The sequence below is a fragment of the Mycobacterium sp. NGS40 genome (genome assembly GCF_059812735.1).
In genome coordinates, this window is record NZ_JCALDG010000035.1 from 13,742 (window position 1) to 39,315 (window position 25,574).

The window sequence follows — 25,574 nt, forward strand, 5'->3', positions numbered from 1 at the left end:
AGACCGCCCGTCACGAATGTAACTGCTGGCCAACAGATCTGGAACGGTGACGCGGCTGGCGACGCGGTGGGCACAAACGCCAACGCCGCCCGTGCTGGTGGATTCGCTAGCATCATCCTCATCGCCGACACACGGCAGCGGTGAGGGGGAGGGATCGGCCTTGAAGTTTGCCCTGGCATGTTACGGAACGCGTGGCGACATCGAGCCGTCTGCTGCCGTGGGCCGCGAGTTGCTGCGCAGGGGCCACGACGTTCTCATGGCCGTACCGCCGGAGCTGGTCGGTTTCGTTGAATCGGTGGGGATTACCGCGGTCCCGTACGGTCCCGAGGTGCGGGAATTCTACGATGACGAGTTCCTGCGCAACATGTGGCGAGACGTCTTCCGCACCCCGGTCAAGGCAATCCGCGGTGGCTGGGACCCGATAATCCGATACTGGAACGTCGTCGGCAACACGCTGCTGTCGCTGGCTGACGGTGCGGACCTGCTGTCTACTGGCCTGAACTTCGAGCAGGCCGCCGCTAATGTGGCTGAGCATTACGGCATCCCGCTGGCCGCGCTGCATCACTTCCCCATGCGGGCCAACGGTCAACTCGTCCCGTCCTTGCCCGCGCCGTTGTTCCGCATGGTGATGAAGACCATGGAGTGGCTGTTCTGGTGCTCGACCAACAAAGTGGAGGGCGAGCAGCGTTCCCGCCTGGGCTTACCGAGGCCAACACGTCGGTATGAGCAGCGAATCGCTGAACGAAAACCATTGGAAATTCAGGCCTACGATGGCCTGTTGTTCACCGGATTGGCCGCCGAATGGGCGACGTGGGGCGACCGGCGCCCATTCGTGGGCGCCCTGACGATGGAGCTGACGACCGAAGCCGACGAAGACGTCGCATCGTGGATCACAACCGGAACGCCACCCGTATGCTTCGCATTTGGTAGCATCCCGGTCGAATCGCCCGCCGCCACTGTCGAATTGATCAGTGCGGCGTGCGCTGAGTTGGGTGAGCGAGCGCTGATCTGTTTTGGGGGAACCGATTTCGCCGGTGTCCTTCACCCCGCTCACGTCAAGTTGATCAGCGTGGCGAACTACGCGGCAATCTTCCCCGTGTGTCGCGCGGTCGTTCACCACGGGGGATCTGGCACGACGGCCGCAAGCGTGCGCGCGGGAGTTCCTACGCTGATCTTGTGGAGCTCGGCGGATCAGCCGTACTGGGGCGCTCAGATCAAACGGCTCAAAGTGGGCACCGCTCGGCGCTTTTCGGCGACCAGAGCCAGCTCCTTGGTCGCGGACCTGCGCCTCATTCTGACCCCGGCTTACGCCGCCCGCGCCCGAGAGCTTGCCGACCGGATGACGACGCCCCCCGAAAGCGCCGCTATGGCCGCCGACCTTTTCGAGGATGCCGTCCGCCGAAAAGCCTCAAACCAGTTGCAACCCTAGATGATCGACCGCCTGTTGCCTGGCTAGCCACCGATCGCGCGGCGCGCTCGGTACTCCGGTAGCGTTAAGTCTCGCCCCCAGGCGGTGGTGATCGGAACGTTTCGGTCCAGATAGCCCGCTTCCGCCGCCCTCCAGGCCTTGACATACAGGTAGAACGGAATCGCCGCATGGATGTGATGGACGAGGTGATAGTTCTGATACAGCAGCAACAGACACATCACCCGCTCCCAACCGATCCGAACGCGGGTGGCGCGGAAGCGGTTTGTCTTTGTCGTGACGAGATCGTGGTGAGGCAGCCAGTCGAACCACCACGCAAGAATGCCCATGCCGATCCGCTGGGGGATGAAATAGACCAGCACCAGCTCCCGCCCATAGCCAAGAATGACCAGGGTGGTGATGAGGGTAAGCGACACAGCGACATTCACGGCGTATCCGAGCGTCTCCTTGCGCGGGCGCTGCCGCAGGCGTGCCAGATAAAACCAGCAATACCAGGCATCGATCGTCAACCAGCGCAACGGCAGCTGCCAACGCGGGCCGGCGATACTCCACGCGTCCGGGTCGTCCTGGGCACTTTCGTTGGTGTTGCGGTGGTGGGCCAGATGGATGTGCTTCAGCACCGGATATGTTCCGAACAACGAAACGAACGGCATCGACAAGCGACCGAAGAGCTGGTTGACCCAGTTTGGCCGCCCGACGACGTGGTGAATCGATTCGTGCAGCACGGTGAACATGGAAAACGTTACGAGACCCTGAACGACGACGGTGACCATCAACCACCACGGACTCACCCCACGGAGAACCGCGGTCGTCGCCACACACCAGGCAACCAAGGACCCAAGCCAGAGCAACACGGTCGGCGTCGCAATGGTGGGCCGCGTGAATCTGGGCGGCGGGAAGCCTCGCGGGATCGTGGCCGATGTGTCCTTGTCGTTCAACGGTTTTGGGGCGGTAGGCATTTCGGCTGTTGTCACGACGACCGCCAGCCGGAAACAGCACGCCGAGGCCCTGAGTCGAAAACCATGTGGCACCACCTTTTTCGACCGTGCTTGCAATAGTCGGTCAGTACCTACTTGTGCGGAAAACAACTCGGGCTCGGGCTGATCGGCTCGAACGGAAAATGGGTCACCCCATCTCCCCGCGTGATAATGCACTCGCTCACGCGGGAGGTGCGTTTTCAATCTTGGGTCGCAGACCTCGCGTCTCCCTCCTGCCCTGGGAGGTGCGATGTCGCCGGATAATTCGCGGTTTAGTCGTCTAAAGGCGCTACTCGAGTCGAAGCTGTCGACATGACCAGGTTCTCGGCAGATCAGGCATGTTCAGCGACCTCCGATGCGGTGAGTTCAGGTTTCCACGTATGTGCGTACGTTTTTCCGCTTTTCAACACGGTTGTGAGTTCACCGTCCAGATCGGCTGATACCGATTTGACGCTGGACAGCCGGACGTGATCCATGACTTGCACCAGCGCGTTCACCCGGTAATGCGGTTCCAGCTGTGGACTTATCTTGGGGCTTAACGCGATTCGTATCATCTCGTGATACCGCATACCCAGCACGAAAGCCCGTTTGGACTCAGCGTTCACCATGAACGGCTCATCGCCCTTGTCGAGGTTTCTGAGCATGAGAAGCGGTATATCGCTAACCCATAGCGGATCGGCGGGTTTGTCGCGATCCGTATGGGTGCCGATCGGATTTTTCGGATGTGTCCACGCGATCGTCCGGCCGGCGGCTATCAGGTCGAGTCGCAATGCTTGCCGCCACACTTCGCCATTGGCGGCGATTGCTTCGAAGAAGTTGTCTCGGTTCTGATACGCCACCCCGACGACCAAATAACGGTCAGAATGTATGGCGTGAAATGCACGTAACTCCGCTATCGCGCGGAAGAATTCCTCTTCGTCTAGAAGCAGATCGCTTGTGGCATAGTAGAACTGCTGCTTTGCCAGCATCGTCTCGGTGAATGGGCAGTGCGCTTTGCGGCCATCGCCCTCGACAAGGAAGTCGAGATATTTTTGTATTACCGGGACCCAGTCATCCGTGTGTTGGCTGAGTTCGGTGAATACATAGTCCGATCGTCGGTTCATTGACGCCCCTCCCAGCGGCACGACCCTACGCCGCGTACTACGGCGCCTGCGCTAACGTTGGTCGCCCGAGACCAGCTGCGTCGCATACCGTGAATCCCCCGAATTCAATCCGAGCTTAGTCCGGGGCCGCGCCGTATGTTGGCGAATGAGCCGATACGCGGCGACGCGGTGGCTCCCGGTAAGGTGCCAAGCTCTCGGGCGATGCGGTGTCGTCGCCCACCCGGTCCCAATAAATTCGCTACTTCCGCTTCGACCAGCGGATCTGCAGGTCGGCGATCAGAAACGGGTATCCTGCGCCTAAGTCGGGTTCAAGGAACGGTCATCGGCTTTCGCCCGGGTTTGAACCCGTGTCGGATGGTGTATCTGAATGCCAGTCGCGTGGGTGCCGCGACCACTTACGACAGAATGACCGGACATTCGGCCGAAGCTCTGCGCGACAGGCCGGCGGCGAGGCAGGATTTTGATCATCGGTCACTCGGGGTTTGGGGGCGAGTGGGTTAAGTCTTGGGGGAGTCGATGGGACGTGATGGCCTCGCGCTGCCGCTGACCCGTGGACAACTAGACATCTGGCTCTCGCAGGAGTCGGGTGATGCCGGCACGGACTGGCAACTTGGTCTGTTGGTGAAGATCGACGGTGTGATAGACCGCGATCTGCTTGAGCGAGCGATCCGCCAGACGGTGGCGGAGGCCGAACCGAGCCGTGTCTCATTCTTCGAGATCGACGGCCGGGTGGCCCAAAAGCCGATCGAGGACCCGCATGTCGAGCTCGAATTCCATGATCTCCTCGGCGCCCCCGATCCGGTGGCGGAAGTTCGGCGGAGGGCTTCGGCCATCCAGCGCACGCCGATGGCGCTGAACGGACAACTACTCAAATTCGTCCTGTTCCAGACGCAGAGCGATGAATTCTATTTGTTCGGTTGCTGTCACCACATTGTTCTGGACGGTTTGGGCATGGCGCTGATGTCGCGTCGGGTGGCAACCGTCTACTCGGCGATGGCCACCGGAAAGCCTATTCCCCCAGCCTATTTCGGTTCGGCGCAGGATCTGGTTGATCTCGAGTCGGGATACGAAGCATCCAGCGACTATCTGGAAGACAAGGCTTACTGGGACAGGAACATTCCCCCGGAGGGCGGGCAGGACTACCAGATCGGTCAAATTGACGCCGACCGCGATCCGTGTTCGCCGTCGGCGTCGGTTCAGTTCGATGCGACCGCCGTCGGCCGGATGCAAGAGCTGGCCAAAAAGCTGCGCATCCGCCGCTATTCGGTCATCACGGCGGCGTCCGCGCTCGTGGTGCACGCGTGGTCGGGCAGCGCTTCGGAGGTGGCGCTGGATTTTCCGGTCAGCCGGCGGGTGCGTCCCGAGTCGAAGACGCTGCCCGGGATGCTCGCCGGTGTGGTGCCGTTGGTCTTGCAGACGTCACCACAGACAACGGTCGCCGATTTTTGTCAGCACGTTGACGTCCAGATCCGGGAATTGTTGAAGCATCAGCGTTTTCCGGTGCACCAGCTCGACGGTGAGGGCGGCCTTCACAGCCTCAGACAGCCGGCGAACAGGGTGGGCATCAATTTCATCCCGTCCCGATTGACCCTGGAGCTCGACGGCGCTCCGGCAACCGCGACCTATACCGCCAACGGGCCCGCCGAGCACTTCGGCCTCTTCTTCATTGGGGCAAGCGACTTTCTGTCGCTCAGCACGGCGGGCCTCGGGCAGCCGTATTCGAGTTTCGACGTCGCCTACCTCGCAGCGCGTCTGGAGCAGGTGCTGATCGAGATGGCCGCCGATCCGCAGCGGCCGATCTCCGCGCTGGACATCCTCGACCGGGATGACAAGGACCGGCTCGACGAGTGGGCGCATCGCGCGGCGCTCACCCAGCCGGTGACCGCGACGGGGTCGATCCCGTTGGTGTTCGCCGAGCACGTGGCACGTAGCCCCGAGGCCGTAGCGGTGACCTACGACGGCCGCTCCATGACGTATCGGGAACTCGACGAAGCCGCGAACCGGATGGCGCATCTCCTGGCCGGTCAAGGAATTGGCCCGGGACAGTGTGTGGCCCTGCTGTTTCCCCGGTGTGCCGACGCGATCGTGGCGATGTTGGCGGTGCTCAAGAGCGGCGCGGCGTATCTGCCGGTCGACCCGGGGCATGCGTCGGCGCGGGTTGAGTTCATGCTTTCCGATGCCGCTCCGAGCGCGCTGATCACCACGGCCGAGCTGCGTTCGCGACTGCACGATTCCGACCTACTGGTCATCGACGCGCACGATCCCGCCACCGGGGCCCAGCCCGGCACCCCGCTTCCGACGCCCGCGCCCGAAAACGTCGCGTACGTGATCTACACCTCCGGTACCAGCGGGACACCCAAAGGTGTGGCCATCACGCATCACAACGTCACGTGGCTGATCGAGGCGCTCGACGAGCGCCTGCCGCCGGGTGGGGTGTGGGCGCAGTGCTACTCCTCGGCCTTCGACCTGTCGGTGTGGGATATCTGGGGTGCGCTACTGCGGGGCAGGCGCTTGCTGGTGGTGCCCGAGTCGGTGGCAGGGTCCCCGGACGATCTGCACGCGTTGCTGGTCGCGGAGCGGGTCAGCTTGTTGGCTCAGATTCCGTCGTCAGTGGCGCTGCTGTCACCGGAGGGCCTGGAGTCGACGGCGTTGGTGGTGGGCGGAGAAGCCTGCCCGACCGACGTGGTAGATCGGTGGGCGGCACCCGGGCGGGTGATGATCAATGCCTACGGTCCGACCGAGGCGACGGTGTGTGCGTCCATGAGTACGCCGCTGACGCCGGGTCAGGGTCTGGTGCCGATCGGGTCGCCGATACCGGGGGCGGCGATGTTCGTGCTGGACAAGTGGTTGCAGCCGGTGCCGGCCGGGGTGGTCGGCGATCTTTACCTGGCCGGGCGCGGCGTCGGCCTCGGATATGTGCGGCGCGCCGGGCTGACCGCGTCGCGGTTTGTGGCGTGTCCGTTCGGGCCGCCGGGGACGCGCATGTATCGCACCGGCGACCTGGTGTCCTGGGGCGCCGACGGGCAGCTGCGGCACCTGGGCCGCGCCGACGAGCAGGTCAAGATCCGCGGCTACCGCATCGAACTCGGTGAAATCCAGGTCGCCCTGGCCGCGCTCGACGGTGTGGACCAGGCGGCGGTGATCGCTCGCGAGGACCGCCCCGGCAACAAGCGGCTGGTGGGTTACATCACCGGCACCGCTGACCCGACCGAGATTCGCACCACGCTGGCCGATCGGCTCCCGGCCTACATGGTGCCCGCCGCGGTTGTGGTGTTGCCCGCAATTCCGTTGACGCTCAACGGAAAACTCGACAAGCGCGCCTTGCCCGCACCCGAATTCACCGTCGGTGAGTACCGTGCCCCGGCCGACGCGATCGAGGGAATCTTGGCCGACATCTACGCCCAAGTCCTCGGAGTCGAGCGCGTCGGGGTCGACGACTCGTTCTTCGACCTCGGCGGCGACAGCATCATGTCGATGCAGGTGGTGGCCCGCGCACGCGCGGCCGGCGTGATGTGCCGTCCGCGTGACATTTTCGTCGAACAGACGGTAAGGCGACTTGCCCGGGTCGCGACGCTCGCCGACGGCGAGGCCCGCGTCATCGACGAGGGCGTCGGCCCGGTGATGGCCACCCCGATCATCCGCGCACTACAGAGCATCAACGGCCCGATCGACGAATTCAACCAGACCGTCGTGGTTTCCGCTCCGCCCGGGGTGACGGACGCCGACGTGGTGGTGATGTTGCAAGCGCTGCTCGATCGGCATGCCACCTTGCGGCTGCGCATCGACGATGACGGCGCCGGCAACTGGTCGCTCGAGGCACCCGAAGCCGGGGCGGTCGATGCCAGGGCGTGCCTGCATACCGTCGATGTGCTGTCGGAAGAGGCGGTGGTGCGGGCACGCTCGTGGTTGAACCCGTCGGCGGGATTGATGCTGAGCGCGGTCTGGGCGACTGCCACCGGCCAGCTGGCATTGCTCATTCATCACCTGGCCGTGGACGGGGTTTCGTGGCGAATTCTGTTGGAGGACTTCAATATTGCCTGGGCGCAGCATCATGCTGGCCAGCCCGTAACATTGCCGTCCGGCGGGACCTCGTTTGCGCGGTGGTCGGCGCTGCTGGCCGGGCATGCGCACCGGGCCGAGGTAGCGGCGCAGGCGCAGGCGTGGCGACAGGCGACGGCGATACCGGCCGCGCTGCCGGCGGTGCGGCCTGCGGATACCTATCAGACCGCCGGCCAATTGTCGGACTCGCTGGACGTCGAGACAACCCGCCTGCTGCTGGGCGAGGTGCCGGCGGCGCTTCGCACCGGGATCGGCGACATATTGCTGATCGCCTTCGGGCTGGCGTTCGCGGAGTTTCTCGGCAGCGGCGCGGATGCGCCGATCGGTATCGACGTCGAGGGCCACGGGCGTCACGAGGAGCTGTCGCCCGAGGTGGACCTGTCTCGCACGGTGGGCTGGTTCACCGCCGAATATCCGGTCGCGTTGACGGTCGGCGGCCTGCCGTGGGGGCAGGTGACCGCGGGCACGGCCGCTCTTGGCGCGCTGGTCAAGGACGCCAAGGAGCAGCTGCGGGCCCTGCCCGACCCGCTGACCTACGGGCTGCTGCGCTACCTGAACTCCGAGGTTGATCTCGGCGGGTGCGCGCCGGCTATCGGGTTCAACTACCTGGGCCGCCTCGGTGCCGGTGCCGGTGCCGACCTGCCCGGCGACCTGTGGCGGATCGACGGGGACAGTCTCTCGGTTGCGGCGGTGGCCGCGGCAGTGCCCCTGCCGCTTGCGCACACCGTGGAACTCAATGCCGGCACCGTAGACACCGAGGCTGGGCCGCACGTACAGGCGAACTGGACGTGGGCGCCCTCGGTGCTGGATGACGAGCAGGTCCGTCGGCTGAGCAGGTTGTGGTTCGAGGCCTTGGCCGGTATCTGCGCGTACGTCAAAGCCGGTGGGGGCGGGCTGACTCCGTCCGACGTCACCCCCGCTCGTCTCACCCAGCAGCAGCTCGACGAACTCTGCTCCCGCGGCGACGTCCAGGACGTGCTGCCCCTGACCCCCGTGCAGCAGGGCCTGCTATTCCACACCAGCTTCGCGGCGGATCTGGACGACCTGTACACCGTGCAGCTCGGCGTCACGGTCACCGGCAACCTCGATGCGGGCCGCCTGCGCGAGGCCGTACAGATGGTCGTTCACCGGCATCCGAATCTGTTGGCCCGATTTCGCGAAGACTTCGGTGAGCCGGTGCAGATTATCCCGGCCAACCCGGTTATGGGCTGGCAGGAAATTGAACTGGACCCCATTGACGGCCACGCCGATGAGCAGATTGAGCGACTGTGCGCGGCGGAACGAGCCGCGGTCTGCGACCTGGGGGACAAGCCGACGTTCCGGACGGCGTTGATCCGCACCGCGGCAGACCACTACCGGTTGGTGCTCACCATTCACCACATCGTGGCCGATGGGTGGTCGCTGCCCGTCCTGATGCGAGAGGTGTTCGGCAGCTACTACGGCGCACGGCTGCCCGCGGCTCCGTCGTACCGCAGCTTTGTCACTTGGCTGTATGAACAGGACCGCGCTGTTGCACAACGGGTTTGGCGCGATGCGATGGCCGATTTCGAGATCCCGACACTGGTGGGTGCGCCCGGCCGAGCAGGACTCCGCGAGGTCGCCTCCTTCGAAGTGTCCGCCGAGACCACAGCGGCTCTGACCGAGCTGGCCCGTACGTGCCACACCACTGTGAACACGGTGCTGCAGGGCGCCTGGGCGCAGCTGCTGATGTGGCTGACCGGTCAGCACGATGTGGCGTTCGGCACCGCGGTCTCGGGTCGGCCGAGCGAGCTGAACAGCTCGGAATCCATTGTCGGACTGATGATCAACACGGTGCCGGTGCGCGCGACCAGTACCGCAAGGACCACTGTCGCCGATCTGCTGGACCAGCTGCAACGCCTCCACAACGACACCCTCGAGTACGAGCACCTGGCGCTACCCGACATCCACCGCGCCACCGGACACGATCAGCTGTTCGACACGCTCATCGTGTACGAGAACTATCCGATCGACGCCGCCGCCCTGATGGGCGCCCATGACCTGTCGGTCACCGAGTTCGACAGCCGCGAATTCAATCACTATCCGCTGTCGGTGGTGGCGACGCCGGGCCCGCTACTGAGTCTTCGCGTCGAATTCGACACGGACGTGTTCGACCGTGCGGCCATCGACACGCTGATCGACCGGCTGCAGAAGGTGCTGACGGCGATGACCGCCGATCCCGCACGGCCGCTGTCGTCGATCGATCTGCTCGACCGGGTTGAGCACGACCGCCTCGGCGAGTGGGGCAACCGGGCGATGCTGGCCGAGCCAGAGTTGTCCGCTGTCTCGATTCCTGAACTGTTCGCCGCTCAGACGATCCGTGCCCCGGAGGCGGTGGCGATCAGCTATGGAGAGCGGTCGTGGACTTATCGCGAGGTAGATGAATCTTCTAATCGATTGGCGTACTTGCTAATTCAGCATGGCGCGGGCCCGGGTACCCGGGTGGCCGTGTTGCTTCAGCGGACACCCGACGCGGTGGTGGCGATCCTGGCCGTGCTCAAGGCCGGGGCGGCATATGTGCCCATCGATCCGGCGGTGCCCGCGTCGCGGATCGAGTTCGTGCTGGCTGACTCGGCGCCGGCCGCGGCGATCACCACCACCGACGTGCGGACTCGGTTGGACGGAACGGACCTACCAATCATTGTCATCGACGACCCCGCGGTGCATGCCCAGCCCGATACCGCGCCACCTGCACCGGCGGCCGAGGACATCGCCTATGTCATCTACACCTCGGGTACCACCGGAGCGCCCAAAGGTGTTGCCGTGCAGCACTGCAACGTGACGCGGCTACTGGGATCACTGGACGCCGAGTTGGCGCTGGGCCAGGTGTGGACGCAGTGCCATTCATTGGCGTTCGACTATTCGGTGTGGGAGATCTTCGGTTGCCTGTTGTCTGGCGGGCGGTTGGTGATGGCGGCCGACTCGGTGGTCCGCTCGCCAGAAGAGTTGCACGCCTTGCTGGTTCGTGAACAGGTCAGCGTGTTGAGCCAGACACCATCGGCGTTTTACGCGCTACAGACGGCCGAAGTGCTCTCCCCGGAGTCGGGAGAGCAACTGAAGTTGCAGACGGTCGTGTTCGGTGGCGAGGCGCTTGACCCGAACCGTCTGAAGACCTGGGTGAACCAGCATCGTGGACTGCCGCGCCTGATCAATATGTATGGCATCACCGAAACGACGGTGCATGCCTCGTTGCGCGAGATCTCCGACGATGACGTCGACAGCAACGCCAGCCCCATCGGAGTGCCGTTGGCGCACCTTGCGTTCTTTGTGCTCGACGCATGGTTGCGTCCGGTGCCCGCCGGGGTGGTCGGCGAGCTGTATGTGGCCGGTGCTGGGCTGGCCGCCGGGTATGTGCGCAGGCCTGGGCTGAGCGCGGGGCGGTTTGTGGCATGTCCGTTCGGACAACCCGGAGCGCGCATGTATCGCACCGGGGACCTGGTGTGCTGGGGTGCCGACGGTCAGCTGCGCTATGTCGGGCGTGCCGACGAGCAGGTCAAGATCCGCGGGTATCGCATCGAGCTCGGTGAGATCCAGGCGGCATTGCAAGAGCTGGACGGCGTCGATCAGGTGGCGGTGATCGCACGCGAGGACCGTCCCGGCGACAAGCGGCTGGTGGGCTACATCACCGGAACCGCCGACCCGGCCGAGCTCCGCACCCAATTGGGTGATCGGTTGCCGACCTACCTGGTGCCGGCCGCGATCGTGGTGCTCAAGGCGCTGCCATTGACGGTCAACGGCAAACTCGACATCCGCGCCCTGCCGGCACCCGAATACTCCGATGTCGACCATTACCGGGCTCCATCCGGCGCGGTCGAGGAAGTCTTGGCCGCGATCTACGCCCAGGTGTTGGGGGTGGACCGGATCGGTGTCGATGACTCGTTCTTCGACCTGGGCGGCGACAGCATCCTGTCGATGCAAGTCGTGGCCCGTGCCCGCATGGCGGGCCTAATGTGCCGTCCGCGTGACGTTTTCGTCGAACAGACGGTGGCCCGGCTCGCGCAGGTCGCCACGGTGATCGCCGACGACGAGGGCGACGTGGTCGACGACGGCACCGGTCCGGTGATCGCCACCCCGATCATGCGCTGGTTGCAAAACCTCGAGGGCCCGGTCGAGCAGTTCAACCAGACGATCGTGGTGCAAGCGCCGGCGGATGCCACGCAGGCCGACGCGGTGGTGATCCTGCAGGCGTTGCTGGACCGGCATGCCGCGCTGCGGTTGCGCCTCGACGACAGCACCGGCGGTTGGTCGTTGTGGGTGCCCGAAGCCGGGGCGGTGGATGCCGCCGGCTGCATGGACACCGTCGACGAGCTGTCGGCCGGCGCGCTGGTGGCGGCCCGGTCGCGCCTGGACCCGCACACCGGGGCGGTGGTGCGTACGGTGTGGGCCGAGTCGACCAAGCAGTTGGCGTTGATCGTCCACCACCTCGCCGTCGATGGTGTGTCGTGGCGAATCCTATTGGAAGACTTGAACATTGCGTGGCCCCAGCATCACAGTGGCCAGCCGGTGACGCTGCCGGCACCCGGGACGTCGTTTGCCCGATGGTCGTACCTTTTGGCCGAGCATGCGCAGAGCGCGGACGTCATGGCTGCGGCCGAGGCGTGGGACCAGGTGGCAGGGATCCCGGCCGCGCTGCCGCCGGTACAGCCAGCGGACACCTACGTCAGCGCCGGCCGGTTGTCGGTGTCGCTGGATGTCGAGACGACCCGCCTATTGATGGGTGAGGTCCCGGTGGCGTTTCATGCCGGAGTCCAAGACACTCTGTTGATTGCGTTTGGCCTGGCGTGGCGGCAGTTCTTGGGGACTGGGGCCCCGATCGGCATCGATGTGGAAGGCCACGGGCGACAAGAGGAGCTGGCCCCGCATGTCGACCTGTCGCGCACGGTGGGCTGGTTCACCACGAAATTCCCCGTGGCCCTCACGGTCGGCGACCTGTCCTGGGGCCAGGTGGTCGCCGGGGACGACCCCCTGGGCGCCGTCATCAAGGACGCCAAAGAGCAGCTTCGGGCGCTGCCCGACGGCCTGACCTACGGACTGCTGCGCTACCTGACCGCTGATGTCGATCCGGATTGGTCTGACCACGCGATTGGGTTCAACTACCTGGGTCGTCTGGGTGGTGCCGCCGAGCTCTCCGGTGGGTTGTGGCGGCTCAGCGAGAGCAGTTTCGCCCTGGCCGGCGCCGTGGGTGCAGTGGAGATGCCGCTTGCGCACACCGTGGAGCTCAACGCCGTCACCATGGAGACCGAAGCCGGCCCGTACCTGCAGGCGAACTGGACCTGGGCGCGCTCCGCGCTGGATGACCAGCAGGTCAGCCGGCTCAGCGAGCTTTGGTTCGACGCGCTGACCGGAATTTGCGCGCACGTACGCGGCGGAGGGGGCGGCGCGACGCCGTCCGACTTCCCGCTGGCTCGGCTGGCCCAGCGCGACATCGACGAGCTGGCGAGGCAGTACCGGATCGGCGACGTGCTGCCGTTGACCCCGTTGCAGCAGGGCCTGCTGTTTCTCACCGGCAGCACACAGAGCAGTGACGACCTGTACGCGGTGCAGCTCGATATCACCGTGAGCGGTGCCCTCGACCCGCAGCGCTTGCGCGACGCGGTGCGGGCGGTGGTCACGCGCCACCCGAACGTGGTGGCGCGCTTCGTCGAGGACTTCGGCGAACCGGTGCAGGTGCTCCCCGCCGATCCCGTGCTGGCCTGGCAGTACGTCGAGCTGAACTCCGTCGATGCGGACATCGAGGAACAGGTCCAACAGGTCTGTGCTGCCGAACGCGTCGCGGTGTGCGACCTCGCCGGCCAACCGCCGTTTCGCGCTGCCGTCATCCGCACCGCAGCCGATCGGTATCGGTTCGTGCTCACCAACCACCACATCGTTCTCGACGGGTGGTCGAAGCCGATCCTGCTGCGGGAAATCTTTGCCTCCTATCACGGCGTGCGGTTGCCGGCGGCGCCGTCCTATCGCGGCTTCGTCAGGTGGCTGTCCGAACGGGATCGAGCCGCCGCTGCGGCAGCCTGGCGCGAGGTCTTCGACGGGTTCGACACTCCCAGCCTGGTGGGACCGCCGGGTCGGCCCGCGCTCGGTCCGCGCGGTACGGCGTCATTCCAGGTGTCCGCGGAGACCACCAAGGCGTTGGGTGAGCTGGCGCGCTCGTGCCACACGACCGTCAGCACTGTCCTGCAGGCCGCGTGGGCGCAGCTGCTGATGAAGCTGACCGGCCAAACCGATGTGGCATTCGGCACGGCGGTGTCGGGACGGCCGAGCGATCTGGCCGGCGCCGAGTCCATGGTGGGCCTGCTGATCAACACCGTCGGAGTGCGGGCGACCATCGGCGCGGAGACCACCATCGCCGACCTGCTTGCACAGCTGCAAAGCGCTTACACGAAAACGCTTGAGCATCAACACTTACCGCTGAACGAGATCCACCATGTAGCGGGGCACCAGCAATTATTCGACACCATGTTCGTGTACGAGAACTACCCAATCGACACTGCCGGGTTGATGGCCGTCGATGGGTTGCAGATAAGTGGCTTTACCAACCGCGAATTCAACCACTACCCACTGTCAGTGCAAGCAGTGCCAGGCCACGAAATCGGTCTACGCGTCGAATTCGATACGCACGTGTTCACCGCGACCGCGATCGAAAAGCTGGTCGAGCGATTCCGGCGCGTACTGGTAGCCATGACGGGAGACGTGGAGGAGTAATCCTGACCGCCGGGCGCTGCACCGGTGCGGCGGATGACAAGATCCCCGAGTGAGTTACGACTGGCCCACCCTTGCCGATGTCATCGACACGCTCAACGTTGCCCGCGCTGACGACCACCACTTCGTCGCCACCCAGCTGGACAACCCGGACCATCACATCGTGGGGGGCCACATCGCCGCCCAGGCGCTGATGGCGGCGAGCCTCACTACGCCGGGCCGCGCGGCACACAGCGTGCATGTCTACTACGTGCGAGCCGGTGATGCCCGCAACCCGGTCGACCTGCACGTCGACGTGGCACGGGACGGCGGCACGCTGTCCACTCGCAAGATCACGGCCCGCCAGGACGGCCAGATCCTGCTCGAAGCGCTCGCGTCCTTCAATGTGCCGTTCGAGTCACTCGACTACCAGCAGCCGATGCCCGACGTCGCCGACCCCGAATCGCTGGCGCCGATGCAGCAGCAGTTGGCGGCCCATGCGGACGAACTGGACGGACTTTGGGTCGCACCTCGACCCTTCGAGCTGCGCTACGTCGACCCCCCGCCGCGCCTTGCCATCGACTCGGCCGAGCCGTCGCCACGCCTGCGAATGTGGTGGCGCGCCAACGGATCTGTGCCCGACGACGAGGTGCTGCACAGCTGCCTGCTGACCTACCTTTCCGGAACCACGATGGTCGAGCCGGCACTCGTCATGCGGCGGGCCACGCCGGTCAGCACCTTCAACGCTCTCATCGACCACGCACTGTGGTTTCACCGGCCGGTCGACCTTACTGACTGGGTCCTCTCGGATCAGGTATCGACCAGCGGTGTCGCGGGCCGGGGGCTGACGACGTCGACAATGTACAACCGCCGGGGCCAATTGGTCTGCGTCGCAACCCAAGAGCTGTACTTCGGCCGAGCCGCCTGACCGGTCGCTTACGGCGTGCCCAGCAGATCGATGCGGTGTCGGGGTACGTCGCCCGCGAGTGGCACGACCCTGGCCGCCATGTCCGGGTACTTCTCGAAGAACGCCACCAGACCCTGCTTGGCAGGTGACCAGTCAGGCAGGGGATTGCGGGTTCGCCGCGCCCGTTGCTGCTTGATCTCCCAGTCCGCCTGTCGGAGCTCGTCGATGTCGGCGATCTCGTAGGTCAGGTAGATCTCGTAGTCCTCGCCCGGCCGCGCCGTGCGCAGCATGTCCAGCGTTTCGCGCTCGGGGTTTCCGTGTTGCCCGTTTCCGGAGAACACGTAGCGGTCGGCGGTGATGCTCTTGAAATAGTCTTGCGTGTAGTTGTTTTCGCTACCGTGATGTTGCCCCTTCAAGACATCGACGTGCAAGCTGTCACCCAGTCCGACGAGTTTCATTCCCTCGAGGATCTTGTCGCCGCGGGCATCGCCGGTGAACAGGATCGTCTTCCCGCCGAATTCGGCGAGCACCACGATGCTGGACAGATTGGGCACCGACTTGTCGACGTAGGCCGCCAGTGCGGCCGCCGGCGGCTTCGGGTGTTTTTGCTGCTCCTCCAACCACTTTCGGTGTGCTTCTTGTAGCGCCTCGACTTCGGGCAGCATCGGTCCGATGACGTTCAGCGTCAGGCCGTCGCCCATGTCGATCGCCTTGCCGCCAACTTTGGCGACGATCAACCCGCCTGCTCCATCGTTTACCTCTATCTGCAGCACCTCGGCATTGCCGGCCAGGTCGATGCCCTGCTCGATTCCTGCGAGCACCATCAGCGCGTCGTTGAACGTGTCGGCGTCGACCTTCGCGTCGTCGGGCACCAGGTCGACCGGGATATCCCCGGTTAGCGATGCCGTTCCATACCCGTTCGAGGTGGCCTTCTTCAGCTCGGCGGCGTCATTGCCGATGATCTTGTCAAAGGTGTTGTGTATCAGCCGCCGTGGTTTGACGAACCTGTTGACCGGCAGCGCCCTGAGCTCCTCCGTCAGTCGCACCAGCCCGTTGGCGTGGTCGTCGTCCACATGGCTGAGCATCACCCAGTCCAGTGTCATCGGCTCGCCCGCGGGCACACCTTTTTCGTCGCGCAGCTGCTTCAGACGCGGCTCGAGGTAGTTGGTGTAGACACCGCTAGGGCCTCCGTCGATCAGCGCCAGCTTCTGCTTCTTGTTCGCCTTTGGCCCGTACCGAAGCATTAGGCAGTCGCCTTTCTTGGCGGGGAGGATTTCGAGACTGAAAACGTTGTTGGCCATGTGAATTCACCTCATTGACTCTGTAATGCACGAAGGACGTCGAGTAAGCCGTGACCCTGAAAGGTGCGCTCCCGTCCGAGATCGGTCGCGGTGTCGCAGAGAATCTTCTTGATCTTGTCTGGACGTCCGACGAGTTCTGGATAGCGCGCCATCAGTAGCGCCGCGGCGCCGCTGACGTGCGGTGCGGCCATGCTGGTGCCGTCCAGATAGCCCCAATCATTGTCCAGCACTGGGGAATAGATGCGCTCACCGGGAGCGACGAGGTCGGGTTTCGGTCGTCCGTCACCGGTGGGCCCGCGGCTGGAGAAGTAGCTCACGCCGTAGGTGAACGGTTTGTAGTGGTGGGTGGATCCGACCGTGATGACACGCTCTGCATTGCCGGGGTCGGTGATGCTGAAAGCGAGGTAGTTGTTGAACGGCTGGTCGTTGACCACGATGTTCTGGTAACCGAAGTTACCGGCCGCCGCGACGACGACCACACCGCTGTCGATGAGTCGTTCGGCTTCCAGGCAGACCGGGGTCGCCCCGCATGCGTAATTGCGCACGTCGTGCTCGATCGACAGGCTCATGTTCACACCCTGGATCTGCAGGTCGCCCGCCAATTCATTGGTGTGCCGGACAAACTGCAACGCTGCGATCACCGCCAACTCGGTGTCCTGTTTGTCGGATCCGATGATGCGCAAGTCGTAGAGACCGATCCCCGGGCACATGCCGGTGACGAGATTTCCGCCGGTTTCGTCGACCGCGGCCGCGATGATGCCGGCGACATGAGTGCCGTGTTCGCTGGTCGGCGGTGGTGGCGGTGTGTCGTCATCGCCGAGGTTCAGGAACTGCGCGATGAGGTCATACCGCATCGGCTGACCTTCGCAGGCGGCCTTGGCGATCTGTTTCAGCTTGCGGTCCGCATTCGACGGCAGCGGGCTGTCCTTCCGCGCAGTCTCGATCGCCTCAAGATTGCATTTACGAACGACGTCGTCGACATTGCTGAGATTGACGACCTCGCGATAGTAGGTGAAATCGTATGTCTTGCGGACCGGATGCTCACCGAACGCGTTGTGATGCGTGTCGATCCCGGAATCGACTACCGCCCAGTTGATTGCGCTGCAGTCGAGTTCGAACAGCCGGCGGGCCGCGTCGGCCTTCACTGCCGGCACCGACTTCATGATCGCCGTGGATGCCGGGCGGTTGCGCGAAATCTGCCAGACCTTCGCCTCCTCGGCCGGGGACATCTCCGTGGAGATCAGGCCGACCACGAGCTCGCGCAAGTCATCGTTGCTGGTGTCGACCAACAGGCCCTGCTTTCTCTTCTGGACTTTCGTCAACGCGGCCTGCGCCATCGGCTCACGGTCCGTCTCCTCGGGCGGCCGCTGCACCATCGAGACCAGGGCGCATAACGCGACGAAGCGCTCAAACGCCGTGCGCCGACTGCGAATCCCCACCGCGGGATCCTTGAACAATTCGTCGAGGTTCTGGGGACCCTTGTTCCATGCGTCGACCAACACCCGCACATCGGCGACCGTCTGGGCAATCTTGTCGGATCCGCCTGCGCCGTCGGACTTATCGGAATTCATCCACGCGTTGATCTCGTTGCGGGTCTTCGGATCGAGCCACCACTTCGTCATCGGGATCAGGACCCGGATCACTTCGTCGAAGTACAACCGGGCGGCTACATAGTTCTGCACCGGCGCGACCCTCGGGTCGTCGTCGTGGGCGACACCGCGACGGATCCCTTGCAGGCGTTTGAAGATTTCGGCGGCCAGGGCATTGGACGAGCTGCCCTTGTATGACGTGATCAACAGGTCGACGGGCTTGCTCAGGTCTTGCACGTACGCGGTCCACACGTCACCCAAGATCGGTGAGCCCTGCAGGTGTCGGCGGCTCGAGCCGGCGCCGACCAGGATGTAATCGACCAACTTTCGGGAGATCGAGTTTTCCCCGTTCATGTCAACGCCTCGTTCGGATAGGGCAGTTCGGTCTTCGCGGGATCGGTGAGTTCACTGGACAGGTGAGTTCGCAGCCCGGCATCGCAGATGACATAGCCCCAGTTGATAAGCCGTTCCTGATGGGTGTCGGAGAGCGGCGCCAGCCGAGTTGTCACCTCGGCGAGTTCGCGGGTGCGATCGGGATTGGCCGGCAGCACCGCCCCGCCGTATTTCGCGACCTGACTACGGATGCCGATGTACATGCCTTGTCGCAGACCGGATTTGAACGAGCCGATCACCTGGCGTTTGCGCATCGCAAGGGCTTGGTTGTGGATGAGGTCGAGTACTCGAGCTGTCTGCCGCAGCGGATCCGTCGGAGGATCTTCGTCGGCGGCGACTTCGCCGCCGGCGTCGCTGACGATGATCGACGTGTATCGCTTCCACGCGGTTTCCAGACCGAGGTTGTCGTATACGCCGCCGTCGGTCAGCTTGATCTCGTCCCGGAAGCCGGGCTCGGTCAGTGTGTTGCCTTGTTCGTCGATCCAGGTCTGGCCCTTGAGGTGCAGCGTGCACGGCGACAGCACAGGCGGAAAGGCCGACGACGCGGCGACCGCGACCGCCAGCGGTATGTCAGGATTCATGATCCGGCCGACGCGATAGTCGGCGAGATAGGGCTTGCTGAACCGCAACAGCACCCCGGACTCCAGGTTGGTCGAATTGAAGATGAACCGCGGGTTATCGGGTAGCTGTTGCAGGCTGGTGTCACCGAAGAGGTGCTTGCGATAGGCTGCCGCGACGCGGCCGGCGGCGGAATCACCGAACGGCAGCATTCCTTCGAGGACCGCCTTGACGTCGACCGCGGTTTCACTCATCTTGCGCACGGGCCTGACGAACTGTTCGTCGAAGTTACTGGCGACCTGCTGGGTGTCCCAGGCCAGCTGCTGCCAGTTCTTCGCCAGAACGCCGGCGGTGATCGAGCCGCCCGAGACGCTGGAGATGCGGTCGAGCTTCGGCAGCAGGCCGACCTCGTTGAGCCGCCAGAGCACGCCGACGTGGAAGACCATCGCGCGGTAGCCGCCGCCGGACAGGCAAAGCGCCAGGCCCTTCTCCGGTTGCCGATCTCGGTCGTCCGCCAATTGCCGGACCGGGGTGATCAATTCGTCCAATGTCGTGCTGCTCATTTCGACTTCCCGTTTCCTCGACTGATAACGAGCTGTCGCGGAACACAGAATCGCGCGACACAAGAAGATCCGCGGCGGCTTCACTTCCAGAAGTGAAGTGACGCAATTGGTGTGGTTCGTCGTGGCACTGATGACGCTAGGGCGGATGGCCGCGCTCGCGCACGAGTAGTCGGCTACTCGACTTGTATCACCGCGTACGTCGCGGGCTATCGAGAAGTAGTGAACCCGAACCAGCTTCTACCGATTGTCGGCAATCAGCCCAGCGCGTCACGCCGCTCGGCGAGCGGGCGGATCCCCGCAAGGGCCCCGCCCAGCGCAAACAGCGCCGGCAGTGCGGTAGCGACCCGGAACCATCCGACGTTCTTGCCCTCCCCGCGCGCGGTCCATGCCGACGCCGCATCCAGGGCATCACATACCGCACCCATCCAAAGCGCGGTGCGCCTCGCCGGCCCCGCCACCGTTGCGACCCCGATGACCATGTCGCGCGCGCCGAACAAACGAGTCACGTACCGAGAATCGGCGTTGTCTCCAGCACCGGAGACCTGCCCGTGCCGGGCGAAGGCGCCCGGCCAAAAATAGCCGGTCAATCCGCCGCCGGTACGAGCGATTCCGATGATCAGTGCAAGCGCACGGGTTGACATCCCTACTCCTCGCCGGGGACTTTTGAGTGATCGGGTGACGCAGTCCCCATTGTTGTCAGATCCAGCCGCCGGGCAACGCGTGGGTAGGCGCATGCGCACTGAGCCGACGGCAACCGGCCCCCGGGATTCGCCCTCCACGTCGTGGCACGCTAATTTTCCTGGGTGATCTCCTCAGCTGCTGGCGCTCTTGCGCGGTGGATTGCCCCCGTCCTGACCGTTGCGACCGTCGCCTGGCTAGGCGTTTCGTCGCAGGCCGTTCCGGCGCCGACGATACGCTTGGCATCCGACGGAAACCCGCTGGCCGGTGCGCCGTTCTACGTCAACCCCACGTCGGCGGCCATGCGCGCGGCGCAGGCGGCGAACCCGCCCAGTCCCCAGCTGACCGCCGTGGCCAACACGCCGCAGGCGTACTGGATCGTCCCGGGGGGCTCGGCGGGCACGGTGGGGAAGTACGTCGGCGACGCGAATGCGGCCGGCGCCATCCCCGTTTTGTCGATCTACGGGATTCCGCACCGCGACTGCGGCAGCTTCGCCGCGGGCGGTCTCGGGTCGGGCGCCGACTACCGCGGCTGGATCGACGGCATCGCTTCCGGCATCGGCGCCTCGCGGGTGGCCATCGTCGTCGAACCCGATGCGCTCGCGATGGCCGACTGCCTGTCGGGTGACGCACGCCAGGAACGTTTCGACTTGATCCGCTACGCCGTCGACACGCTCACCCGCGACCCGAATGCGGCCGTCTATGTTGATGCGGGTCACCTGCGTTGGCACAGCGCCGAGGACATGGCCGCCCGACTCAACCAGGCCGGTGTCGGTCACGCGCGAGGCTTCAGCGTCAACACGGCGAACTTCTTCACCACGGATGACGAAATCGGTTACGGCGAGGCGATTTCGGGGCTCACGAATGGTTCGCACTACGTGATCGACACGTCACGCAACGGCGCCGGTCCGGCGCCCGACTCCGAGCTCAACTGGTGCAACCCCAGTGGTCGGGCGCTGGGCACCCAGCCCACCGCCTCGACCGCCGGCGCGCATGCCGACGCTTACTTGTGGATCAAGCGTCCCGGCGAATCCGACGGATCATGCGGCAAGGGCGATCCGCCGGCGGGCACCTTCGTGAACCAGTACGCCATCGATATGGCCAGCAAGGCAGGCCTGTAGCCGAGCGCCCAACGGCGCAGACCGCCTCGGCTTCACCCCCGCCAGCGGACATCGAGAGGCCGCGGTATCCGTCGGACGGGTGGCGGAACGCATAGCCTGGCGTGATGCTCACCGAGTTGATCGACCTTCCCGGCGGGGACTTCCTGATGGGGTCCAACGATTTCTACCCGGAGGAGTCGCCCGCGCACACAGTGACAGTCGGGCCTTTTTCGATCGAGCGTCATCCGGTGACCAATGCACAGTTCGACGAATTCGCTGCGGCAACAGGCTATGTCACTGTCGCCGAGCGTGCCTTGGACCCGGCTGCCTTCCCGGGGGTGCCGCCCGAGGAGTTGGTCGCGGGTGCGCTCGTCTTCACACCAACCTCGGGACCGGTCGATCTGCGTGCCTGGCGGCAATGGTGGACATGGGTGCCCGGCGCCTGCTGGCGGCACCCTTTCGGGCCGGGATCGACGATCGGCGATCGGCTCCAGCACCCCGTGGTGCAGGTGGCTTACCCCGACGCCGCCGCGTATGCGAGCTGGGCGGGACGTCGGCTTCCCAGCGAAGCGCAGTGGGAGTACGCAGCGCGGGCCAGCGCCGTGTCGACCTACGCATGGGGCGACGAGGTCGCTCCCGGCGATCAACTCATGGCGAATACCTGGCAGGGCAGATTCCCCTACCTCAACCACGGCGCCCGAGGCTGGGCGGGTACCTCCCCGGTGGGGACGTTCGCGCCCAACGCTTTTGGGCTGGTCGACATGATCGGCAACGTCTGGGAATGGACCACCACTCGCTACAGCGCGGGCCACGATCCGAAAAACGCCTCACCGAGCTGCTGTCCGACGTCCGCGACCGGTGATCCGTCGGTCATGCAGACGCTCAAGGGTGGTTCTCATCTTTGCGCGCCCGAGTACTGCCACCGCTACCGCCCGGCAGCGCGCTCGTCGCAATCGCAGGACAGCGCGACCACGCACATCGGATTCCGTTGTATCGCCGGCTGACAGCACGGTCCAGTCGGTGGCGAAACAATGTTGCAAACGCCGCCTCATATGACCTGGCCTAGGGCTTAACACGGTGACAACTGGCGTAACATTCCGCTAACCGCCGCCCGAGTGTTTGGTGGCACAGTGAGCTCATGCCACGGCGCCCGCACGTTCCTCCCAAGGACTTTCCCCGTCCTGTCACCCGGGAGTACGCCGGAACGCGCGCCGATGCTGCACGGTGGGTTCGCGACGTGTTGCGCAGTCAGATCCTCGAAGGCGTCTACGGCGGATTGGCTGCTGCGCGACCGCCATTGCCGTCGGAGTCCGAACTCGCCGCCGAACTCGGGGTCAGCCGCAACGCCATCCGTGAAGCTCTGGAACTGCTGCGCGGCGAAGGGCTGATCACCCGGGTGCAGGGCTCGGGCACATTCGTTACCGGCGCAAAACTGCGCCAGCACCTCGACCGCCTGGAGGGCCTGGCCGAATCGCTGGCCGGGCACCGGCTTCCGGTGGACAACGAAGTGCTCTCGGTGCGCGAAGCCACCGCCACCCCGTTTGTGGCAGCCAAACTTCAGTTGCCGGAGAACGCTCCGATTCTGTTCATCGAACGGCTCCGTTCCGTCGGCGGTCTGCCGTTGTCACTGGATACCACCTCACTTCGAGTCGGAGCCATTCCGATGGATGCCAACCTCGACAAGCAAGATGTTTTTGCGCTCATCGAGCAGGAACTGGGGGTGCGTCTGGGTTGGGCCGAGATCACCGTCGAATCCGTTGCGGCCGACCCAAATACCGCCAAGCTCCTGCAGATCCGCACCGGGGCGCCCCTGCTGCTGCTGCATCGCCTGACCCATCTGCGCGACGGCACGCCGTTCGACTTGGAAACCGTGCGCTATCGGGGTGACAGATGCTCGCTGGTCACCACCGCCGCGCGAGAGGATGCACCGCCGCCACTGTAGTCAGCGCCAGTTCCTCACCACGACAACGCTTTACCCGATTGAGAGGTAGCACAGCCATGCCCAAACAACCCAACATCGTATATTTCCACGTCGACAATCTCGGTCTGGGCGAACTCGGCTGCTACGGCGGTGGGATGTTGCGCGGCGCCGATACCGCCCGCATCGACGCCTTCGCCGCCGAAGCACTGAAACTGTCGCACTTCGTCGTCGAACCCCAGTGCACACCCACGCGATCGGCGCTGATGACGGGCCGCTACCCGATCCGTTCGGGCAATCACACCATCGCCCTGGGCGGCAACGACGGCGGGATCGTGGCCTGGGAGCGCACCATGGGTGACATCCTGTCTGAGGCCGGCTATGCCACTGCCTGTTACGGCAAATGGCACATCGGTGCCGAGGACGGCCGCTGGCCCACCGACCACGGATTCGACGAATGGTACGGACCGGCGCGCACCTACGACGAGTGCCTGTGGCCGGATGATCCTTGGTACGACGGCGATCGCGATGGCTACTCTTACATGTACGACGGCACCAAGCAGGACGGTGTGCGCACCACCGATCAGCAGTTGACGGTCAAACTCAAGGGCGAGGTCGACGCCGAATATGACCGCCGGGCAAAGACTTTCATGAAGCGCAGCGTCGAGGCCGGCAAGCCGTTCTACCTGTACCACAACCACTCGCTGATGCACTTCCCGATGGTGGTGCGCGAGGAGTTCAAGGGCAAGAGCAGCAACGGCGAGTGGGGCGACTCGCTGCTGATGCTCGACCACGACTTCGGCAGCATCCTCGATACGCTGACGGAATTGGGCATCGCCGACAACACGATCGTTGTTTTCGCCGGAGACAACGGCCCGGAAGATCATCTGCTGGGCCGGGGTACCGCGGGCTTCTTCGACGGTTCGTACTTCAGCTCCGCCGAAGGCGGCATCCGCACTCCGTGCCTGATCCGCTGGCCGGACAACGTCGCGGTCCGGGAGAGCAACGAGATGGTGCACGTCACCGACATGTTCCCGACGCTGCTGCGCTGGGCTGGATGTGAAATTCCGGACGACCGCATCATCGACGGTATTGATCAACGCGAATTCTTCGGCGGCGCTGAGGAATCCGGCCGAGAAGGTTGCATGGTGTGGCTCAACGAAGAGCTCCACGCGGTCAAATGGTCTCAGTTCAAGATCAGCTTCAAACGCCAACAGCATTTTCACGATCCCGAGATCCCGCTCGGCTTCGCCCGCATTATCAATCTTCTCGAAGACCCGAAGGAACGCGAGGCGGTCAACCAAACCTTCGTCCGGTGGTGGGTCATGCAGCACGCCCGCCGTCTCATCCGTAACTTCGAGGAGAGCGCGCAGACCGAGCAGCTGATCCCTGCGGGCGCACCGATCGACTTCGTACCGGCCCGCAACGACTAGGCGAGTCGACGGATGACCGGCAAGGGCACCCCGAAAGACTATGGTGCGGAATCGATCACGATTCTGGAAGGCCTTGATGTCGTTCGCAAGAGGCCGGGAATGTACATCGGTTCCACCGGCGAACGAGGCCTGCACCACCTGATCTGGGAGGTCGTCGACAACGGCGTCGACGAAGCCATGGCGGGCCATGCCCGGCGCGTCGAGGTCACGCTGCGACCCGACGGCGGTGTCGAGGTGACCGATGACGGGCGTGGGATTCCGGTCGAGATGCACGCGACCGGAATCCCAACCGTCGACGTGGTGATGACCCAGTTGCACGCGGGCGGCAAGTTCGACTCGGACTCTTACAGCGTTTCCGGTGGACTACACGGTGTCGGGGTCTCCGTCGTCAACGCTCTATCCACTCGGCTCGAGGTCGAGATCTGCCGCGACGGTTACCGATGGTCGCAACATTACGACCATTCCGTTCCCGGCACCTTGACCCGTGGAGTGGTGACAGCGCAGACCGGTACCACAGTGCGGTTCTGGGCCGACCCCGAGATTTTCGAGACCACGCTCTACAGTGCCGAAACGGTGGCCCGACGATTACAAGAAATGGCCTTCCTCAATAAGGGGCTAATGCTGACATTGACGGACCAACGGTCCAGCGCGATCGAGACCGACTCAGCACACACGCGTAGATTTCACTATCCGGGCGGCCTGGTCGACTACATCACCCATATCAACCGCACCAAAGTCCCGATTCAGCAGAGCATCATCGAATTCTCCGGAGGAGAACCGGGGCGTCAAGTAGAAGTGGCGATGCAGTGGAACGAGGGCTATTCCGAGTCGGTGCACACCTTTGCCAATACGATCAACACCCACGAGGGCGGCACG

At 64.5% G+C, this 25,574-nt stretch carries 14 protein-coding genes; 8 read left to right on the forward strand and 6 right to left on the reverse strand.

The genetic code is table 11. The features are described 5' to 3' along the window. Window positions 1-160 precede the first annotated feature (160 nt). Window positions 161-1,429 (forward strand): glycosyltransferase, encoded by a 1,269-nt coding sequence (locus AC5Y5O_RS29225; RefSeq protein ID WP_500028508.1) that lies wholly within the window; start codon window positions 161-163, stop codon window positions 1,427-1,429. A 23-nt stretch (window positions 1,430-1,452) separates the two neighbouring features. On the opposite strand, the gene AC5Y5O_RS29230 is transcribed toward AC5Y5O_RS29225, so the two are convergent. Both AC5Y5O_RS29230 and AC5Y5O_RS29235 read right to left on the reverse strand, forming a co-directional pair. Continuing rightward, window positions 1,453-2,199 carry a fatty acid desaturase gene (locus AC5Y5O_RS29230; protein ID WP_243393717.1) on the reverse strand — a complete coding sequence of 249 codons (747 nt, stop codon included), beginning with the start codon at window positions 2,197-2,199 and terminating at the stop codon, window positions 1,453-1,455. A 536-nt stretch (window positions 2,200-2,735) separates the two neighbouring features. Next, on the reverse strand, window positions 2,736-3,506 hold the full coding sequence (locus tag AC5Y5O_RS29235) for a 1-aminocyclopropane-1-carboxylate synthase (protein WP_207768428.1): 771 nt from the start codon (window positions 3,504-3,506) through the stop codon (window positions 2,736-2,738). Between the two features lie 516 nt (window positions 3,507-4,022). Between AC5Y5O_RS29235 and AC5Y5O_RS29240 the strand changes: the two genes are divergently transcribed. Next, a complete protein-coding gene (locus AC5Y5O_RS29240; protein WP_500028514.1) occupies window positions 4,023-14,282 on the forward strand; it encodes an amino acid adenylation domain-containing protein in 10,260 nt (3,419 codons plus the stop codon). Between the two features lie 49 nt (window positions 14,283-14,331). Then, window positions 14,332-15,186 (forward strand): acyl-CoA thioesterase, encoded by an 855-nt coding sequence (locus AC5Y5O_RS29245; RefSeq protein WP_096283339.1) that lies wholly within the window; start codon window positions 14,332-14,334, stop codon window positions 15,184-15,186. 8 nt (window positions 15,187-15,194) lie between these two features. Here AC5Y5O_RS29245 and AC5Y5O_RS29250 read toward each other — a convergent pair whose 3' ends face one another. From AC5Y5O_RS29250 to AC5Y5O_RS29265, 4 genes are all read right to left on the reverse strand, one after another. Beyond that, window positions 15,195-16,466, reverse strand: coding sequence for a ComEC/Rec2 family competence protein (locus AC5Y5O_RS29250; RefSeq protein WP_096283341.1), 1,272 nt, complete (start codon window positions 16,464-16,466; stop codon window positions 15,195-15,197). 11 nt (window positions 16,467-16,477) lie between these two features. Continuing rightward, window positions 16,478-18,409, reverse strand: a complete 1,932-nt coding sequence (locus AC5Y5O_RS29255; protein WP_096283343.1) for a S8 family peptidase — start codon at window positions 18,407-18,409, stop codon at window positions 16,478-16,480. Beyond that, window positions 18,406-19,569: a patatin-like phospholipase family protein gene (locus tag AC5Y5O_RS29260; RefSeq protein WP_096283345.1), complete on the reverse strand. Its 1,164-nt coding sequence runs from the start codon at window positions 19,567-19,569 to the stop codon at window positions 18,406-18,408. The genes AC5Y5O_RS29255 and AC5Y5O_RS29260 overlap by 4 nt, the downstream gene beginning before the upstream one ends. 254 nt (window positions 19,570-19,823) lie before the next feature. After that, entirely contained in the window at window positions 19,824-20,210 is a 387-nt protein-coding gene (locus AC5Y5O_RS29265; protein WP_096283347.1) for a hypothetical protein, read from the reverse strand. Window positions 20,211-20,375: 165 nt separating this feature from the next. Here AC5Y5O_RS29265 and AC5Y5O_RS29270 point away from each other — a divergent pair, with 165 nt between their 5' ends. The 5 genes from AC5Y5O_RS29270 to AC5Y5O_RS29290 all read left to right on the forward strand — a co-directional run. Beyond that, window positions 20,376-21,368, forward strand: a complete 993-nt coding sequence (locus AC5Y5O_RS29270; protein ID WP_423790844.1) for a glycoside hydrolase family 6 protein — start codon at window positions 20,376-20,378, stop codon at window positions 21,366-21,368. Window positions 21,369-21,472: 104 nt separating this feature from the next. Continuing rightward, complete coding sequence (locus tag AC5Y5O_RS29275) at window positions 21,473-22,351, forward strand: formylglycine-generating enzyme family protein (protein ID WP_096283351.1); 879 nt, start codon at window positions 21,473-21,475, stop codon at window positions 22,349-22,351. A 233-nt stretch (window positions 22,352-22,584) separates the two neighbouring features. Then, the gene (locus AC5Y5O_RS29280) at window positions 22,585-23,289 is read left to right on the forward strand and encodes a GntR family transcriptional regulator (protein ID WP_500028519.1); all 705 of its coding nucleotides are present in this window, start codon (window positions 22,585-22,587) and stop codon (window positions 23,287-23,289) included. Window positions 23,290-23,345: 56 nt separating this feature from the next. After that, a complete protein-coding gene (locus AC5Y5O_RS29285; protein ID WP_096283355.1) occupies window positions 23,346-24,698 on the forward strand; it encodes an arylsulfatase in 1,353 nt (450 codons plus the stop codon). 12 nt (window positions 24,699-24,710) lie between these two features. Next, window positions 24,711-25,574: ATP-binding protein (locus AC5Y5O_RS29290; RefSeq protein WP_500028517.1), on the forward strand; the 864-nt coding region annotated here is incomplete at its 3' end.

Coding starts and splice junctions, on each gene's coding strand:
- AC5Y5O_RS29230 (WP_243393717.1), bottom strand. CDS start 2,199: ATGGTCACCGTCGTCGTTCAGGGTCTCGTAACGTTTTCCATGTTCACC.
- AC5Y5O_RS29285 (WP_096283355.1), top strand. CDS start 23,346: ATGCCCAAACAACCCAACATCGTATATTTCCACGTCGACAATCTCGGT.
- AC5Y5O_RS29265 (WP_096283347.1), bottom strand. CDS start 20,210: ATGTCAACCCGTGCGCTTGCACTGATCATCGGAATCGCTCGTACCGGC.
- AC5Y5O_RS29240 (WP_500028514.1), top strand. CDS start 4,023: ATGGGACGTGATGGCCTCGCGCTGCCGCTGACCCGTGGACAACTAGAC.
- AC5Y5O_RS29250 (WP_096283341.1), bottom strand. CDS start 16,466: ATGGCCAACAACGTTTTCAGTCTCGAAATCCTCCCCGCCAAGAAAGGC.
- AC5Y5O_RS29255 (WP_096283343.1), bottom strand. CDS start 18,409: ATGAACGGGGAAAACTCGATCTCCCGAAAGTTGGTCGATTACATCCTG.
- AC5Y5O_RS29235 (WP_207768428.1), bottom strand. CDS start 3,506: ATGAACCGACGATCGGACTATGTATTCACCGAACTCAGCCAACACACG.
- AC5Y5O_RS29260 (WP_096283345.1), bottom strand. CDS start 19,569: ATGAGCAGCACGACATTGGACGAATTGATCACCCCGGTCCGGCAATTG.
- AC5Y5O_RS29275 (WP_096283351.1), top strand. CDS start 21,473: ATGCTCACCGAGTTGATCGACCTTCCCGGCGGGGACTTCCTGATGGGG.